Origin of the sequence: Winogradskyella sp. 4-2091, assembly GCF_045765065.1 — a bacterium.
In the GTDB taxonomy this organism is placed as follows: Bacteria; Bacteroidota; Bacteroidia; order Flavobacteriales; family Flavobacteriaceae; genus Winogradskyella.
Map to the genome: position 1 here is coordinate 98,337 of NZ_JBJKOD010000005.1, position 19,176 is coordinate 117,512.

Annotated in this window: 14 protein-coding genes; 3 read left to right on the top strand and 11 right to left on the bottom strand. The window is 31.6% G+C overall.

Annotation, left to right across the window (positions count from 1 at the left end; all coding sequences use genetic code 11):
- Position 1: 1 nt before the first annotated feature.
- The 6 genes from ACJBCC_RS08270 to ACJBCC_RS08295 form a co-directional block, all read right to left on the bottom strand.
- Positions 2–382, bottom strand: a complete 381-nt coding sequence (locus tag ACJBCC_RS08270; protein ID WP_299101587.1) for a response regulator — start codon at positions 380–382, stop codon at positions 2–4.
- A 73-nt stretch (positions 383–455) separates the two neighbouring features.
- Positions 456–2,597, bottom strand: coding sequence for an ATP-binding protein (locus ACJBCC_RS08275; RefSeq protein WP_299101586.1), 2,142 nt, complete (start codon positions 2,595–2,597; stop codon positions 456–458).
- A 42-nt stretch (positions 2,598–2,639) separates the two neighbouring features.
- Complete coding sequence (locus ACJBCC_RS08280; RefSeq protein ID WP_407556908.1) at positions 2,640–7,352, bottom strand: PAS domain S-box protein; 4,713 nt, start codon at positions 7,350–7,352, stop codon at positions 2,640–2,642.
- Between the two features lie 219 nt (positions 7,353–7,571).
- Complete coding sequence (locus ACJBCC_RS08285) at positions 7,572–8,510, bottom strand: sterol desaturase family protein (RefSeq protein WP_407556909.1); 939 nt, start codon at positions 8,508–8,510, stop codon at positions 7,572–7,574.
- 151 nt (positions 8,511–8,661) lie between these two features.
- The gene (gene mnmE / locus ACJBCC_RS08290; RefSeq protein WP_407556910.1) at positions 8,662–10,068 is read right to left on the bottom strand and encodes a tRNA uridine-5-carboxymethylaminomethyl(34) synthesis GTPase MnmE; all 1,407 of its coding nucleotides are present in this window, start codon (positions 10,066–10,068) and stop codon (positions 8,662–8,664) included.
- A 76-nt stretch (positions 10,069–10,144) separates the two neighbouring features.
- Positions 10,145–10,804, bottom strand: a complete 660-nt coding sequence (locus ACJBCC_RS08295; RefSeq protein ID WP_407556911.1) for a rhomboid family intramembrane serine protease — start codon at positions 10,802–10,804, stop codon at positions 10,145–10,147.
- Positions 10,805–10,862: 58 nt separating this feature from the next.
- On the opposite strand from ACJBCC_RS08295, the gene ACJBCC_RS08300 reads away from it, so the two are divergent.
- Positions 10,863–11,753 (top strand): lysophospholipid acyltransferase family protein, encoded by an 891-nt coding sequence (locus tag ACJBCC_RS08300; RefSeq protein WP_407556913.1) that lies wholly within the window; start codon positions 10,863–10,865, stop codon positions 11,751–11,753.
- Between the two features lie 4 nt (positions 11,754–11,757).
- Here the strand turns inward: ACJBCC_RS08300 and ACJBCC_RS08305 are convergent, their stop codons facing one another.
- The 4 genes from ACJBCC_RS08305 to glmM form a co-directional block, all read right to left on the bottom strand.
- Positions 11,758–12,207 (bottom strand): DUF1569 domain-containing protein, encoded by a 450-nt coding sequence (locus ACJBCC_RS08305; RefSeq protein ID WP_407556914.1) that lies wholly within the window; start codon positions 12,205–12,207, stop codon positions 11,758–11,760.
- A 22-nt stretch (positions 12,208–12,229) separates the two neighbouring features.
- On the bottom strand, positions 12,230–13,738 hold the full coding sequence (locus ACJBCC_RS08310) for an aminotransferase class V-fold PLP-dependent enzyme (protein ID WP_407557021.1): 1,509 nt from the start codon (positions 13,736–13,738) through the stop codon (positions 12,230–12,232).
- A gap of 68 nt (positions 13,739–13,806) precedes the next feature.
- A complete protein-coding gene (locus ACJBCC_RS08315) occupies positions 13,807–15,354 on the bottom strand; it encodes a T9SS type A sorting domain-containing protein (protein ID WP_299101580.1) in 1,548 nt (515 codons plus the stop codon).
- Between the two features lie 52 nt (positions 15,355–15,406).
- On the bottom strand, positions 15,407–16,795 hold the full coding sequence (glmM, locus tag ACJBCC_RS08320) for a phosphoglucosamine mutase (RefSeq protein WP_407556915.1): 1,389 nt from the start codon (positions 16,793–16,795) through the stop codon (positions 15,407–15,409).
- A 182-nt stretch (positions 16,796–16,977) separates the two neighbouring features.
- On the opposite strand from glmM, the gene ACJBCC_RS08325 reads away from it, so the two are divergent.
- Positions 16,978–17,580 carry an ACP phosphodiesterase gene (locus tag ACJBCC_RS08325; protein WP_407556916.1) on the top strand — a complete coding sequence of 201 codons (603 nt, stop codon included), beginning with the start codon at positions 16,978–16,980 and terminating at the stop codon, positions 17,578–17,580.
- Between the two features lie 14 nt (positions 17,581–17,594).
- Positions 17,595–18,329: a hypothetical protein gene (locus ACJBCC_RS08330; protein WP_407556917.1), complete on the top strand. Its 735-nt coding sequence runs from the start codon at positions 17,595–17,597 to the stop codon at positions 18,327–18,329.
- A 44-nt stretch (positions 18,330–18,373) separates the two neighbouring features.
- On the opposite strand, the gene ACJBCC_RS08335 is transcribed toward ACJBCC_RS08330, so the two are convergent.
- Positions 18,374–19,174, bottom strand: coding sequence for a 1-acyl-sn-glycerol-3-phosphate acyltransferase (locus tag ACJBCC_RS08335; RefSeq protein ID WP_299101576.1), 801 nt, complete (start codon positions 19,172–19,174; stop codon positions 18,374–18,376).
- Between the last annotated feature and the right edge of the window lie 2 nt (positions 19,175–19,176).

Here is a 19,176-nt window from a genome sequence, read left to right on the forward strand (position 1 = left end):
TCTATTTTTGTTGTTTTTTGTTAAAAATTCTAATCATTTCACTTACAAATGTTTCAGTATTTATTGGCTTTTCTATATAACCATCTGCTCCTGCTCTTAGTGCCTTTTCTCTATCTCCACCCATCGCATAAGATGTTACAGCAATTATTGTTGTTGCTTTAGGTAATTTATCATTACGTAGTTTAACACAGATTTCATAACCATCCATGTCTGGCAATTGAATATCTAACAATATTATTTCTGGATTGTATTTAAGTGCTAAATTTATTCCATCATTTCCATTGTATGCTTCAATTACATGATAATCATTACCTTTTAGAAGATATGATAACATATACATGTTTTGTTCATTATCTTCTATTATTAAAATAGATGGTTTCATATCTTATTAATTTAAAAATTAACTTCAGTACTGCAAAATCATTCTTTTTATTATTGAAACATTTATTTCTTAGTTATTTTTTTTTTAATGGTAATGAAAACGTAAATTTACTTCCCGTATCTAACTCACTACACACAAAGATAGTGCCTCCTAGTTTCTCTATTAAACTTTTACTTATTGTTAAGCCTAAACCTGTACCTTCTTGTTTTCTATTTAATCCATCTTCTAATTGAGTAAAGGGTTCAAATAACTTATCAATATCTTTCGCCGAAACACCGATTCCTTCATCAATTACTTGAGTAACAACATTACTGTCTTTAACGTCTACTTTTACTGTGATAATTCCTTTATCTGAAAATTTAATAGCATTAGAAATTAAGTTTAACAACACCTGTTCAATCCGTCTTTCGTCACTATCTATGACAATGTCTTTATCTTCAATCTGGGTAATTATTGTCAACCCTTTTTTATCCACTTGAGGTTTTAAAAAATCTATTGTTTTATGTATTGATACAAGATAATTAAATGGCTCGTACGAAACATTTAATTTACCGGCTTCTATTTTAGAAATATCTAAAACATCGTTAATTAGTCTCAGCAAATTTTGCCCGCTTCTTTCTACCATAGAAAGCTGTTTTTTTTGCTCTTTATTTAACGGACCTGCTAATTCTTTTAAAAGGATACCAGTAAAACCAATTATTGAATTCATTGGTGTTCTTAACTCATGAGACATAGTCGCTAAAAACGCAGACTTCATTAAATCTGCGGATTGTGCTTTCATTTTTTCCTTCTCTAGTTCAATAGTTTGCTCATTGATATCCTCAACTAAATTTAATAAAGCTTCTTTACTATCATTTAACTCTTCAGTACGTTTACTTACAATATTCTCTAGGTTGATTTTAAAATTTAATAATTCCTTTTCTCTTATTATTCTTTCCGTTATATCTTGTATAGTCCCAAATAGTTTTATTGGTATATTATCTTCATCATAATACAACTCACATTGCTCATCTATGTACTTTATGCGCTCATCTGATAATAATAAACGATATGTAACTTGGTAATTGTGTTTGTTTTCTATGGCCTCATCAACAATATTGCGTACCATAATTCTATCCTCTGGATGCACAGTATCATATACACCTTTGCGAGTAACGTTATAACTATCTAGGTCTTTTTCAAATATGCGATACATTTCTTCGGACCACGTAATTTTATTTGTTTTTAGATCTAACTCCCAACTTCCTAAACTCGCAATTTCTTGGGCTTTGTTTAAACTCGCTTCACTTTTTCTGATTTGATGTTTAGTCGTTTCGTGTATAAATTTCAACTGCGCTTCTTGGCTATCTAGTTTAATTTTGATTAACCTATTGAACCTATCAGATGTTCCAATAAAATACCAAGTTCCCCAACCGGCAAAACCTGCTAATAAAAATCCTAAGACACTAAACCAGTAAGCTGAATTGGTTCTATTCCCTTTTGGCATAATATACAACTTCCACTCACCAGAAGGTATTTTAATTGGTACTGCATAATCTTCTAATGCCGCTAAGTTGCTATCTAAAAAGTAACTTTCTTCACCAGTCATTCCGTTTACTTTAGACAATTGATATTCAAATTGGCTATCATTCAAATGATTTATTTCTAAATCATTGAAAAATGTAGAAAGTTTAGTAACCACAGCTGTAAAACCATGAAATTTATCTTCTATATAAATCGGCTGCCTACTAATAATGCCTACACCACCTTGTTTTAAGTTAACAGGACCAGCAATAAAAAAATCCTTTCTTTGTATAGTAGCATGAGCGCCTGTGCCACCTTCTTTACTAGATAATATATTAAAACCTAAAACAGGATTGCCTTCCTTAGGGTATACATGCGTAATCACACCAGTACTATCCACCAATTCCACGGCATCAAAATAACTTTGATGTTCTAATAAATCTATCGCGATTGCGTCAAAATCATCAGGTATCCCATTACGCTCTACAATATAAGCCAGGGATTTTGTTGCAGAATAATTAAACATTATTAAGAACTGAAGCTTTTCTTTTATAAAACTTATTTCCTGATTTAATATTTGTTGTTGTTCGCTATTATTAATTCGATACTTTTGGTATGCAATAAATTGCGTTATTATAAGTAGTACAATAAAAGTTGAAACCCCAGCAACTAATGGTTTTTTTAAAAATTGGTATAATTTATTTATTATCATATAATTACCAATTGATTATACCCTAAATTCTGCCCATTACAGCTACTTCTCATACTTATTTTTTAATTCTTTTACAATTTCTTTTAATTCTCTCATTTTTAATTCTCTACCAACAAATAGTTTATTCATTCGTTCTAATTGAATATTTTTAGTATTCACTTCTTCTGTTCTCAACGCAACTAATTCTTCAAGATTATTTCTATAAGTTTCAAGCTCCAACTCAGTAATTTTCTTATCTGTATTATCTACAACAGCAAAAAGTGCATGCGTTTCACCTGCAATCTCTATGGCTTCTACAGAACATAAAATACTTATTTTTTTTCCACTGACCAAGGTTCTATCTATGGTTTCATTATGCAAATAACCGTTTTTCATGAGCTTTTGAAACAACCGTTCTTTTTGGATATAGTAAGACTCGTCTAGTACATCTACCATAGCACCTTCCATTGTTTTACCAATTAAATGTTCTCTTGTAGACTCTAACATAGTTGCCATAGCTTCATTGACATCTACTCTAATCTGATCTGTATTTACGATTGAATACCCTATTAGACTAGAATTAAATACTTTAGAAAATTTCTCTTCACTTTCCGCTATACCTTTTTCAATTTCTATACGTTCTGTAACATCTTGTACCATTGAAAAAAATGATTCAATTTCTCCAGTTGGCGACAACAACACAGAATTATACCATTCGCAATAAATTATTTTTTTGTGCTTAGTGTAATTACGATTTAGTGACCTATTGCGATTTACAGTTCCACTGAGCAACTCGTTATAAGTAGTTTCAATTATCTCTTTATCGTCTTGAAATGCCAAATTTAAGTCGTTGTAATTCTTGCCAATAACCTCCTCCTCGTACCAACCAAAAATAGTTTTAGCTTGCGGTGACCAATTTGTAATTTTAAATTTATTGTCCCACTCTATAACCGCTAAAGGAGAATTATTTAAATGCGTGGTAAGTCTTTGGTGCGTTTTTCTAATTTCTTCTTCTGCTTTTTTACGTTCAGTTACATCTCTTAGCACACCTAAAAGAAGAAAATTACCTTCTTGGATATACCTTGTTTTTTTAATGGAGAATGTTCTCAGTTCTTTACCATTTAGATTAACCGTTTCTTCATTAGTATTTTCGATACCTGTTTCAATGACCTCTTTATCAATTCTTAAAAACGTATCACGCTCTTTTTGTGGCAACCTTTCTGCCATAGTTTTACCTAATATCTCTTCTCTTGGTAAACCAAACACATCACATAGAGCATTATTAACTAGTATTAACCTACTTTGTTCATCTTTTACAAAAATAGGATCACCAATATTATTTAAAATATTATTAAGGTAATGCTTATTTTTTAATTCATTCTCTTCAGCCAATTTCCTATCTGTAATATCTAATGATATACCTATGTAACCATTAAATTGATTATTAGTATCAAATGTTTTAATTGCTTTATTAGAAAGCCATATTGTTTTTCCGTGAGGATTAATAAGTCTAAATTCTAATAAAATATCCGTTTTAGCCTTTATACCTTGTTCCCATAAATTTGCTGCTGTAACCTGGTCCTCAGGATGAATTGCGTTTAACCAACCATAACCCATTACGTTTTCAAAAGTTTGACCTGTATAAGCTAGCCATTCATTATTTACGTAATTACACTTTCCTTCAATATCTGCTTGAAAAATAGCAACTGGTGCATTAGATATTATACGCTTAAATAGTTTTTCACTGTCTATTAAGTCTAACTCAGCTTTCTTTCTATCTGTAATATCCATGACAGTACCTTGATACCTTGTAAGGTTACCATGTTCATCCTTGAGGACTTCCATATGCGAAATAACATATCTTATGGACTTATCTCGCCTTAACACTCTAAATTCATATGGATCTGTATTTCCAGTAGAGGCATTTTCTTTAATAATCTTATTATGAAAAGCTCTATCCTCAGGATGTATTCTGCTAAATACTGTACTATAAGTAAGAGGCGTGTCTTTATCTACATCATATATGTCGTATATAATATCTGACCAAAACACTTCATCTTTTACCCTATCCCAACTCCAATAGCCTATTCCCCCAATTCTTACAGCCGCTTCGAGTTTATTTTTAACTTCCGCTATTTCACTATTCACTTTTTTACGTTCCGTAACATCTCTAATAACGCCTATAATAAACTTATTGCCATTACTGTCTATAAAGCGGGTTTTCTTTGTGGATATAGATTTAGTGTTTTTATTATCTAAATTGAGCGTTTCCTCTTGTATATTAACCAACCCTGTGTCTAATACCATTCTATCATTTTGTAAAAAACGGTGTCTTGCATCTTCCGGAAAATACTCAGCTAAAGTTTGTCCTAGAATTTTTTCTTTTGTAATATTAAAAATTGAACAGAAAGCGTCTGTAGCTAAAACAATTCTACTTTGGTCATCTTTTACAAAAACTGGATCACCAATATTATTTAAGATATTATCGAGGTATTTTTCACTTTCTCTAAGTTGCTGAATCGCGATTTGTCTTTCTGTAATGTCAATACAAACTCCAATGAAACCTGTTACATTATTATTTACGTCATATAAACTCTCTGATTTTACAGTTAGCCAATAAGTTTTATTTTCTTTCTTATTGAAGAACCTTAAATCAGCGTTATATTCTTCATTATTAGTGATTGCATTTTCCCAAATTTTTAATATTCGTTCTTTATCATCAGGATGCAAAGCATTAGACCAACCAAAGCCCATAGCATCTTCATAAGATATACCAGAATATTTGATCCATTGGTTGTTTACAAAACTACAGGAGCCATTAGCGTCCGTTTGAAAAATACCGACAGGAGCTTTAGATGTTAAACTTCTAAAAAGTAACTCACTATTAATTAATTTTTCTTCTGCTTGCTTTCTCTCAGTAACATCAATTGCCATTCCTATATAACCACTAAGGTTTTGGTCAGCATCATAGGTTGCAACAGTCTTAACTGTAACCCAAACCACTATGTCATTTTTATGTAAAAATCTAAACTGAGTCTCCAATTCTTCTCTATCGGAGGAGATATAATCTTGCCATTCTATCTCTATTCTTGTTCTATCCTCTGGGTGTATGGCTTTAGCCCAACCGTATCCCATAGCGTCATCATATGTAATACCAGCGTATTGTAACCATTTCTCATTAACGTAATTACAATAACCTTTTTGATCAGTTTGAAATATACCAGAAGGTGCTTCTGATGACAGTCTTTTAAAAAGACTTTCACTATTAATTAGGTTCTCTTCGGTGCGTTTTCGCTCTGTAATATCATTAGCTACAATACCTAATGATATGGGTTCATTTGTATTTGTATCTGTAATTAAAAAGCCAGATATTTCAACAGAGATTAACTGATCTGTTTTAAAGTTTTTAAATTGAACCTTACCACTCCAACTCCCTTTGCTAAGAAGATTTGTTAAGTGATCTTCTTCTGTTTCGTTCTTATAATCATCTGAAAAGAAGTCAGAAATAGAATTTGGCAACTCGTCTTTTTCCCCTAAACCTACCAACGACCTACCATTGGTATTTAGATAAAATGGTTTTCCCTCTAACGAAGCCAAACCAATAAACTGGTTACTTGTTTCTATTAAAGAACCCAACATCTGATTTGAGTTCTCGCGTTTTTTCCTTTCCGTAATATCTCTAAAATAGATTGTAACACCATCTTCTGTAGGATATATTCTATTTTCAAACCAACGATCTAAACGCTCATAATAACCTTCTAATGTTAAAATTTTTAATGTCTGCTTTGCTTTATGATATTGTTTAGAGAAGTATAAATCTTCATTGTCCGGGAAAACAGTCCAAATTTGCTTACCTATTAAATCCTTAGGGTTTTCTCTTAAAAACTCTCCAGTTTTTACATTAGCGTATGTAAAACGCCAATCATTATCTAAGGTTACAAAACCATCAGAAATATGATTTAAAGCGCTTTCTATTTTGAACGCAGGTTTTTGTGCTAATACAGATTTTTCATAATTTATATCTAATATTTCTGTACTAGATTTAAAAATAGATAACACATCTTTTCTTTGCGTTCGCATGAAATCTAAGCATGTTTGTTCACTATTCTTGATTTTTAGGTAGAAGAATAGTATAAGAGCATACGAAATTCCTGATATAGATCTAAAAAGGATTTCTATTGTAAATGATTTAGTAAACAAGCTTGATAACTTAGCGGAGACCAAATTATAAATTAGTGCATCAAAAATTAAAACAGATACTATAGAAAGGATTAAAACAAGATAATATGGCACGCTTCTAAATGCTTGCACTATATATTGATAAATAATAACTAATAATAATAGTTCTGCAGCCATAATAATACTACTGAATAGTAGCATTTTAAAGCTAGGAAACATTGCATTATCTAAAAAAGCAGCACTACTATTACCTAAATACTGAGTGGTTTGAAGAATTGGCAATATTGTAGCCATAAACACAGCAGACAATATAGAACCAATTATAAGAGCTCTTGTACACTTTACGCCTTCGTTTATATAAATCAACAAGACTGCGAATAAAAATCCACTATACAAAACTATAGATATGAGTTCTATAGTACTATCGTCAATAATTTCTACACCTAACTTATTACCTAAATAAGCAGAGAAAAATAGAACAGCAGCAAGAATCATAAATAAAGGTGCCAAACCAACTTTAGTTCTTAACTCATATAAGGCCAGGAAACTAAAAGACGCAAAGAGCAACCCTAGTAACAATAAGAAAAAAGTAGTCATACAGCGGTTTAGTTAGTTAAAAAAGGGAAAGAAGTTAAGGGCTAATTCACCAAATAAACTATGCTAGCATAATATACAAAATTATTAGAACTTTTTCAAAAAACCAATGTTATTAAATCCATATTTATAATCAGTAAAAACATAATCTACTACAAAACAGTTATTTATAATAACCACCTATTATAATCAACTGATTCTATTAAAAACTGCTCTATTATCTTAAGACCGCGTCTTATTTTTTGAAGACTCTAAAATCTCTAACCTTATTTGCTTAATCGTTTTTGTACTATTATCATGGCTCCAACCAGGAGGTCCGAACACATACATAAACTTATGTTTCCAATTCTTAGACTTTTTTAAGTCATTCCAAATATTCTTATACTCATGTGTCAGAATTATAAAAATGTTATAAGATTCAGGTGGTGTAGAAACACCATATTTAATATCTATAGTTTCATCTAATTCTCTCCATGTTCCAAAAATCCTATCAAAAACATTTAGTATGCCGCCATGATTTTTATCCATGTATTCTATATTCTGTGCATGATGTACTTGATGCATGGTATGTGTATTTAGAAACTTTTCAAAAACACCTAGTTTTTTCACATACTGTGTGTGCAATTGAAACTGCCATAAAGACTCTATACCCAAACATACAACGAGCATTTCTGGCGGAAAACCTATCATAACAATCCATACGTAGAAAAAAGGCTTATAAAATAAGGTGAACCAACCGTTTCTTACCGCAGTTCCTAAATTAAAATTATCTGATGAATGATGAACAATATGTGCTGCCCAAAAAATCCTAACCATATGGTTTTGCCTGTGAAACCAGTAATATGCAAAATCATCTAAAAGCATACAAATCACCCAAATATACCAAGCATAACCAAAAGATTTCCACCCCATAATGTTAGTACGCACACCATCTACGAGAGGATTAAAAACGTCGTAAGCAAAATTAAAAATCAGCATTACAGAAACCGTTTTTAACAACGCTCCTAAAATTGCTGAACCTACTCCAAGTGACAAACTAGATATTAAATCTTTTCGTTTATATAACTTTTTGTTATCAAAAGCTTTACTATAAGAAAGTTCTAAAGCTATAAAACCTAAAAAGCAAGGCACGCCGTAAACTAAGGGATTTGTAATGTCCATTTAATTATAAAAATTAATGCAAGTTGATGTTATTATTAGTAAAAAACGATGTCTCAACTCCAATTAATCTAAGAGAAATGAATACGTAATTAAGATTCAATAATTTTTTATTTACCTTGTTCAGAATCTATAAAGAAATAAGGCTGTAATTTTATTTTCCAATACAGAAATTAGCAAATATATTACCTAAAAGGTCATCATTAGTAATTTCGCCTGTTATTTCACCAAAATGATATAACGCTTGTCTAATATCTATTGCTAATAAGTCGCCAGACAATCCTGTTTCTAGTCCATGTTTCACTTTCTGAATTTCTTCGAAAGCTTTTAACAATGCATCATAATGACGTGAATTAGTAACAATAGTCTCATTATTTCTAAGCGCTCCTGTATTAATTAAATTAAGTAAGGCATTTGTTAATTGCTCTACTCCGATACCAGTTTTTGCTGAAATAGGAATTAATTGTGTAGATTTTGATTCTAATGTACTAGTAATATTTGCTAATTTAGAATCTGTAATCTGATCAATTTTATTAAGAACAACTAAAAGTTGCTTTTGCGGAAACTTATTTTTTATTTTTTCTATTTCTATTTTAAAAGCATCTATTGCATCTTTGCTCGCTATTAATTGAGGACTGCCAATTAAGAACATGACTACTTGGGCTTGCTCTATTTTTTCAAAAGTTTTCTTAATACCTATAGATTCTACAACATCTTCAGTTTCTCTAATACCTGCTGTATCTATAAATCTAAACCCTATGCCTCCTATTGAGATTTCGTCTTCAATGGTATCTCTTGTTGTTCCTGCAATTTCAGACACTATAGCTCTATCTTCATTTAGTAAAGCATTGAGTAATGTAGACTTCCCAACATTTGGCTCGCCAACAATAGCAACAGGTATTCCGTTTTTGATGACGTTTCCTACTGCGAAAGAATCAATTAAACGTTTCAATACAAAGTTGATACGTTCTATAAGTTGTTTAAATTGTGTTCGGTCTGCAAACTCAACATCTTCTTCTGCAAAGTCTAATTCTAACTCTATTAATGATGCAAAGTTTAAGAGTTCCTCACGAAGTTTGGCAATTTCAGATGAAAAACCACCACGCATTTGTTGCATAGCAATTTGATGTGATGCTTCGTTATCACTTGAAATTAAATCAGCTACAGCTTCTGCTTGGCTTAAATCAAGTTTTCCATTTAAAAATGCTCTTAAGGTAAATTCTCCAGCCGTTGCCATTCTGCAACCATGTCGCAAAAAGAGTTGAATAATTTCTTGTTGAATATATGATGATCCATGACAAGATATTTCAATTACATTTTCACCTGTATAAGAATTAGGATCTTTAAAAATTGAAATTAATACCTCATCTATAGTTTTGTCTCCTTCTATTATATGACCTAAATGAATAGTATGGGTTGCTTGCTGACTTAATTTTTTACCTGATATAGATTTAAAATATTTAGAAGCTATGGCTATAGCATCATTTCCTGACAATCTTATAACTGCTATTGCACCACTTCCTGAAGGTGTTGCTAAAGCTACAATAGTATCGTTATGCATTTTTCAATTCTTTATTGCAAAAGTATTGCAAAATATATGATTTAAATTCAGAAAAGGATCCTAATTGAATTGAGACTTAATTCAATTTTCCTGTTTTATGTAAAACAAACAGAATAATTATTGGAATGGCTAACAAACCTACATAACCTAGATTAGTTTCAAATATACTTGGATATAGTATTAAAGTAATCACATAACCACCAATTGCACCTCCAAAATGCGCGTCGTGACCAATGTTACCAATACTTTTTTTCATACCATATATAGAGTACAATAAATAGCCGATTCCAAACATATAACCAGGAATTGGGATAGGAATAAAATACATGTACAAACTCATGCCTGGTTCTAATAGAATGGCCGAATACAAAATTCCTGTAACTGCACCACTTGCACCAATGGCACTGTACCAATATTCATCTTTATGAAAATATAGTGATAATAGATTTCCAAAGATTAAACTTGCAAAATAAATGATTAAAAAATGTAATGACCCTAATCTTGCTACTACAAAATCTGCAAAGAAATAAAGTGTAAACATGTTAAAGAACAGGTGTGTCATATCTGCATGAAGAAACCCTGAACTTAACATTCTTATCTGTTCTCCACGTCTTATACTGCCAACATTAAATTTAAATTTTTCAAAGAAACCGCGATCATCAAATCCCTTAAACGAAATAATGCCGTTCGCTGCAATAATGACTATGGTTACTATACTTATTCCTAAATTGTCCATAAACTCTATTCTTAGAAATCAAATATATATATTTGTGCTTAAATGCAATCATACTTTAATGCAACTTATTGCTTACATCTTAGTTTACCCAATTCTTTGGTTAATTTCAATCTTGCCATTTAGATTACTCTATGGTTTTTCGGATTTAATTTACCTTTTTATGTATCGTGTTTTTGGATACCGAAAAGCGGTTGTAAAAGAAAATCTACGCTTAGTTTTTCCTGATAAATCAGAGAAAGAAATCGCTACAATAACTAGCCAATTTTATCACCATTTTTGTGATATGATGGTAGAAGCTATAAAATCTTTAACCATTAGTGAAGCTCAAATGAAGAAACGTTTTAAGTTTACTAATGTTGAGCTATTAAATGACTTAGAAAAAAAACAGCGCAGCATCATTCTTATGTGTGGTCATTATGGTAGTTGGGAATGGATTTTTATTCTACAAAAATACGTAAAACACAACGGTTATGCAGTTTATAAACGTCTTGCTAACAAGCATTTTGATAAATTGGTAAAGCGTATTAGAGCTAAATACAATTCTCACCTTATTACCACTAAAGAAACTTTTAGTGTATTGCTAGACAGTAAGAAAAATGAGGAATTAACAATTAACGGCTTTGTATCAGACCAATCACCAAAAGCGCATAAAGCATTATATTGGAATAATTTTATGGGCATAAAAGTACCTATGTATGTTGGCGCTGAAGTTTTGGCAAAGAAACTGGATATGGCTGTTGTGTTTTTTAGTGTAAAACGAATAAAGCGTGGATACTATGAGACAACGTTTAAAACGATAGCAGAAAACCCAAAAGACCTTAAAAATTACGAAATCACAGATATTTTTTTCAAACTTCTTGAAGAACAAATACTAGAAGCACCTCAATTTTACCTTTGGACGCATAAGCGTTGGAAACATCGTGATAAAGTGCCTGCAGAGTTTTCTTAAAAACTTAAGAATCAAATTGTCTTAAATGATGGTCAAAATGCTTCCATTGTAAAATGGCCCATTCTTCTGGTGTAAATTTTCCAAAAAATGAATGAGGATGTGTAGTACATTTGTCTGGTCCATTTTTATGAAACGCTTTTACTAATGTTATAGCCTTAATTTTTTCTTTTTCAAATTCTCTAACATCAGTAAATACATAACTATGATCAGTGGGAGAGTTTTTGGTTAATGGTTGTTCATTTAAAAACCTTCGTTTCATAAAGCCTCCTATTAATCTTCCTATAAATATGCGATCAGGAAAATTTAATCCCATAGCCGTTTCAAGAGATACGTTTAAATGCGCAAGCATTTGTCCAATATTCATTTTTCCCCATTTTCTATCTGCATTAGGAGAGAGTTTTTCTAGTCGTTCTAGAATACTATTTAAATCAGACTGATTATATAAATTGTTCATTGCTATTGGTTATACTCATGATTTAAAACAAATTAAACCATTCATTCACATCAGAGTAATCAGAGGATTTATCTACTAAAGTTTTATGTACAAACTCATTATTAGATTTAAAATACTCATAATCATCAGACCAAGATTTATGATTTTTGGCTAAGTCAATTATACTATCACAAACAAAATTAATTTCAGCATTTGTAGTTGTGGGATGAATAGACATACGTATCCAACCTGGTTTTCTTACCAAATCACCTATTGATATTTCGTTGGTTAACTCGTGTGACATTTGTTGATCTACATGCAATAAAAAATGACCATAAGTTCCGGCACAACTGCAGCCTCCTCTAGTTTGAATACCGAATTTATCATTAAGCAATTTTACAGCTAAATTAAAATGCAGATCATCAATATAGAATGAAATGACACCTAATCTATCTTTATGCTGACCAGCGAGAATATTTATGTTTGAGATACTATCAAGCTTAGTAAAAATAATATTGACCAATTCATGTTCACGTTGTAACATGTTCTCAACACCCATTTGTTCTTTTAATCGAATAGATAAGGCCGTTTTTATAGTTTGAAGAAATCCTGGTGTCCCACCATCTTCTCTATCTTCAATATTATCAATATATTTGTGTTCTCCCCAAGGATTCGTCCAGCTAACCGTGCCTCCTCCAGGACAATCTGGAACCATGTTTTTGTAAAGCTTTTTATTAAAAACTAAAACTCCAGACGTACCAGGACCTCCTAAAAATTTGTGTGGTGAAAAGAATATAGCATCTAACTGTGATTCCTTATTTTCTGGATGCATATCCATAGTAACATAAGGCGCAGAACAGGCAAAATCCACAAAACAAACACCTCCATGTTTATGCATTAATTTAGCAACATCATGATGCGGAATTTGAATCCCTGTTACATTAGAACCGCCTACAATAGATGCAATTTTAATAGTACAATCTTTATATTGCACTAACAACTTTTCTAAATTCTTTAAACAAAACAAACCCTCTTCATTAGGCGGAACCACTTCAACTTTTGCCATCGTTTCTAACCAAGTTGTTTGGTTAGAGTGATGTTCCATGTGCGAAATAAAAACCACAGGCCTCATTTCATCCGGAATGGTTGTAAACTCCTTTAAATTCTCAGGTACTTTTAATCCAAGTATACGTTGAAACTTATTGACTACACCTGTCATTCCATTGCCAGAGACAATGAGAATATCATCTTCATTGGCATTTACATGGTCCTTAATAATATGCCTTGCTTTATGGTAAGCCTTTGTCATTGCTGTGCCAGACACCGTCGTTTCGGTATGTGTGTTCGCAACAAAAGGGCCAATATCATTACAAATCTTTTCTTCTATAGGTCTGTATAAGCGACCAGAAGCTGTCCAATCTGTATAAATGATTTTTTGCTCACCATATGGCGACACAAAAGTTTGATTTTGGCCAATTATATGTTGTCTAAATTGTTGAAAATATTGTTCGAGCTCTAATGGTTTAGACTTATAAGATTCAGAAGAAATCATACCTTTTAATATTTTCAATTTATCTAATTTACATTAACTTAAGACATTATAAAAATGCTACTTAAAGATTAATCGTTTTTAACGAATTTTATAACTTCATTTCCTATTCTAATAAAATAAAATCCAGCTGCTAAATTTTCAACATTAACTACATTTTCAGTGTTATGTATAGATCCAGTTAAAACATTTTTTCCAAGGACATTATAAATATCATACTTTTCGCTATCAAACTCATTATTTAGCATTTTGAAATATAAAGTGTTTTCCACTGGATTAGGATAAATCGAAAAGTTATTCGCTTTCTCAAAATCAGTTGTAGAAAGTGTATTTCCATTATATCTAGCTAAAGCTACTTGGTTATCACTAAAACCAGCTAATACTATTTTATCATCTGATTGTACTTTTAAATCATACGCAAAAGATACTGTACCAAAATCTGTAGTTACAAATCCTGAGTTTCCAAAAGATGAGTTAATTACATAATCATTACTATTATCAACGCTTGTAAGAAAGAAAGAGGCAGTACCAGCATTACCATCAGCAGATACGCCACCAATTATAACATTTCCAGAATTATCAAACTCCATTCCATAGCCTACTTCTTGTGTACTTGTAGATAATTGCAACCAATTATCTACACTGTTTCCACTTTCACCGTCTGATGGTGTATCTGCAATATAAGTTCTATAGTCCGTCGCTGTATACTCAGTATAACCAGAAACTATAAATGAGTCGTTCGGATACATCAATACAGAAAAGGTTCTATCCCAACCTGTAGTGTAAACATCAAAATCATAACCATCTTCTGAAAACGTTTCATCTGGAGTACCATCACTATTTATTCTACATTGGTAATGATCACTTCTTGGGAATGATGATGCCAAATTATTGACCCAACCAACAGCTGTAATTCTTCCGTTAGATTTTATAGCCAAATCTTCAATTATTAGCTCAATAACTTCTGCATTACTTCCAATTACAGGTTCTAATGCTGATATTTTTCCTGAACCATTAAAGCTAGTATCTAATGCACCATCTGAAGTATATCGTGCTAAAATTCCATTAGACTCATTAGTATCTTCATAAGATGTTCCTCCAACAACGATGTTTCCAGTTACATGATGAATTTTTACCACCTTATAGATATCAGATTCAAATACATCTGTAATAGCTATTCCAGACGTACCGAAACTAGTATCTAAAGTGCCGTCAGTGTTTAATCTTAACACCGCACCATTTCTATCACTTCCGTCGTCTGAGAAACCAGCTAATACAAGTTTCCCATCTAATTGTATATCTATAGAATAGGCTCTATCATCACTTCCAATTTGTAAATCAAAGGTGGCAATTCCATTTGTTCCGAAGGTTGAATCTAATGAACCATCAGTATTATATCGTATACATAAGAAATCATAACCAAACACATTACTATATGTATAACCAGCAACCACAATTTTTCCATCATCTTGCAACACCACACCTCTTGCTCTATCTTCCGTTCCATTGACTGTTGTTAATACCTTTCCACCTGTACCAAAACTAGAATCTAAGGTTCCTGATTGTGCAAAAATATTTAAGGTGCAAAAAAATATAAGTAATTGTAAAGTTTTAGTCATTATTTTAAATTTAGGTTAAAGTATTGATTAGTTATTAAGTTGTTTTTAGTTATTAAATATTAGCAACTGCTTTGATTTCTGCAATAAAACGATCAGCTAAAGTATCTGCTGCTTCTTGGGAAGGCGCTTCTGTATAAATTCTTATAATTGGCTCTGTATTACTCTTACGTAAATGCACCCAACTATCTGCAAAATCTATTTTTACACCATCTATGGTCGTTAAGTTTTCATGACTATAATTAGATTCCATTGTAGATAAAATACCGTCAACATCTAAACCTGGTGTTAACTGAATTTTCTTTTTACTCATAAAGTAATTTGGATAAGACGCTCTCAGTTCACTCACTTTCATTTGCTTTTCAGCCAATAAACTTAAAAATAAAGCCACACCAACTAAAGCATCTCTTCCATAATGAGAATCTGGATAGATAATACCTCCATTGCCTTCTCCTCCAATAACTACATTGTTCTTTTTCATTAAAGTAACCACATTAACTTCACCTACTGCACTCGCTTCATAAGTTCCGCCATGTTTTTCAGTAACGTCGCGTAAAGCTCGTGTAGAACTCATGTTACTAACCGTATTTCCTGGTGTTTTACTTAATACGTAATCAGCACAAGCTACTAATGTGTACTCTTCACCAAACATCTCTCCTGTTTCGTCCATAAAAGCTAAGCGATCTACATCTGGATCTACAACGATACCAAAATCTGCATGTGCCTTCACAACTGCATCTGCCAAATCTCCTAAATGTTCTTTAAGCGGTTCTGGATTATGCGGAAAATGACCTGTTGGGTCACAATATAACTTTACAGGTTCTACACCTAAGCGTTCTAATAGTAATGGAATTGCAATACCTCCTGTTGAGTTTACACCATCTACAACTACTTTAAAATTAGCATCTTTTATAGCATTTACATTAACGAGTTCTAAGTCTAAAACCTCGTCGATATGGATATCTATATATGCTTCGTTAACAGTTATTTTTCCTAAATCGTCTACTTCTGCAAAATTCATTGAGTTAGACTCAGCAATCTCTAAAATTTTCTGACCTTCAGCACCATTCAAAAATTCGCCTTTAGCATTTAATAATTTTAAAGCATTCCATTGTTTTGGGTTATGACTCGCTGTTAAAATAATACCACCATCTGCATGCTCTAATGGCACTGCAATTTCTACAGTTGGTGTAGTAGATAAACCTAAATCAATGACATGTATCCCTAAACCAACTAAAGTATTCATTACTAGGTTCTGAATCATCTCGCCAGAAATACGTGCATCACGTCCAACAACAACGATGTAGTTATCTTTATCACGTTGTGATTTTAACCAAGTCCCATAAGCTGCAGCAAATTTAACTGCATCGATAGGTGTTAAGTTGTCATCTACTGGTCCTCCAATGGTTCCTCTAATTCCTGAAATTGATTTTATTAATGTCATGTGTATTTTAATTTTTAGCAAATATAATATCTTAATCTTATTTTGGTCTTTAACTTATCTTGACTTTTGTCTTTTGACCGAAAAAACATTAAAACTAACTTTTGAAATTCATGAAAAAAAACAGTGAATAGTTAATTAACGAAAAGCATGAATGGTTCAATATGAATTTGTAATTTCGAACTATGAATTTTCTAGCTCATATTTATCTTTCTGGCGACAATAAAATAATCACAATAGGTAATTTTGTTGGCGATGGTGTTAGAGGTAATAAATACAAATCGTATCCTACGGAAATACAGATTGGTATTAAATTACATCGACATATTGACACTTTCACTGATGCTCATCCTATTTTTAGACAATGCACAAAACGACTTCATAAAAATTATGGTCATTACAGTGGTGTAATTGTAGATATCTTTTTTGATCATTTTTTAGCCAAAAATTGGTCTAACTATTCTGATGAACCTTTAGAATCATTTATTCAAAAATTCTACAAAACATTAGAAGAAAATTTTGAGATACTTCCTAATCGTTTTCAAAAATTCACTCCAACTATGATTGAAGGTAATTGGCTTTTAAGTTATGCTTCTATAGATGGAATACAAAAAGTGTTGAATGGTATGAATCAGAGAACCAAAGGTAAATCTAAAATGAATGAAGCCATAATAGAACTAAAAGAACATTACAATTCTTTTGAAAAAGATTTTACTTTGTTTTTTGATGAACTAATTTCTTTTAGTTATATAAAACGTGTAGAAATTGAAAAGGAATTTAATACCTAAAACTTATTGATTTAATGGCAAAAAAGAACAGACTAAAAAAAACTTTAAAAATAATTGGAGGACTTATAGTGTTCTTCACATTACCTACACTTCTACTTTTTGGTTTTTTATATCTAAAGTATAATGAAGAATTGCCAAAAGGACAGCAAGGTCCTGAAGCAGATCAGCTTGCTACTAAAATGCTAGAATCCTTAAATGAAGTTGCATACCTCAATACTGACTATTTAGAATGGACTTTTAAAGGCATACATCACTATAAATGGTATAAAACAGATAATACATGTGAAGTTTATTGGGATGACTTAGGTGTTATCTTAGATTTTAACAATGCCAATAACTCTAAGGTATTTTTTATGGAACAACCGTATAATGGGATTGAAAAGCAAGATTATATTACAAAAGCAACTAATTATTTTAATAATGATTCATTTTGGCTTGTTGCACCTTATAAAGTGTTTGATGCTGGTGTAGAACGCAGATTAGTAAAAACAGAAGATAAAAATGATGCTCTGTTAATTACTTATAAGTCTGGTGGTACAACACCTGGAGATTCTTATTTATGGCATTTAGACAGTAATGGAAAACCAAAAAGCTATCAAATGTGGGTAGATATTTTACCCATTGATGGATTAGAAGCAACTTGGGAGAACTGGACCTTCACAGAAACTGGTGCACAATTACCAACATTTCATAAATTGCTATTTCTTGGCATAGAATTAACGGATATTAAAGGAATAAGCTTAAACTAATCGATTATTTATCTTAATGACGATAAAATCTAAGCCAACAGCAATTACATATCTCGCAATTCACGATTTAACCTTTCGTTTTCTTCTAATACTGCCTGAGGAATTACTTTTAAGAATGAAGGATGCTGTTCTATGGCGTATTCAATTTTTTCAACGATATCTGCAATAGATTCATTTTCGTAATCAATTTTTAAAGGCTCCTTAACTTCAAAAGATTGAAAAATATTTTTCTTCTTTATTCTTAATCCTTTTTTATCAAAAGATCTTCTAAATCCGTCAATTACAATGGGCACAACAATAGGTTGATAGGTTTTTATAATGTGAGCAGTTCCTTTTCTAATAGGTTTAAATGGTGTTGTAGTCCCTTGTGGAAATGTAACAACCCAACCATCATTAAGTGCTGTTTTAATCATGGTAATATCACTCATCTTCACTTGACGATTAATATTTTTTCCTTGTGAACGCCACGTTCTTTCAATACTGATAGAACCTGTATATGCAAATATTTTTGGCAGCAGTCCAGACTTCATAGTTTCCTTAGCTGCGACGTAGTACATATTTAATTTAGGATTCCAGAGATAACCTACATTTTTAATATTATCTAAACGACCACTAAGACTAGCGTTAAAAACATGAAACATCGCAATTACATCTGCAAAATAAGTTTGATGATTAGAGATAAATAACACGTTAGTATCAGGAAGATTTTTTAAAATCTCAGAGCCTTCAATTTGCAGTTCATTAAAACCTCTAAAACGTCTATGCGTAAATAAACCAAGTATTCTAATTAACCATTTTTTAACCCAAAGTATATGCCCAAAAGGATTTTTTTTGAATAATCCCATAT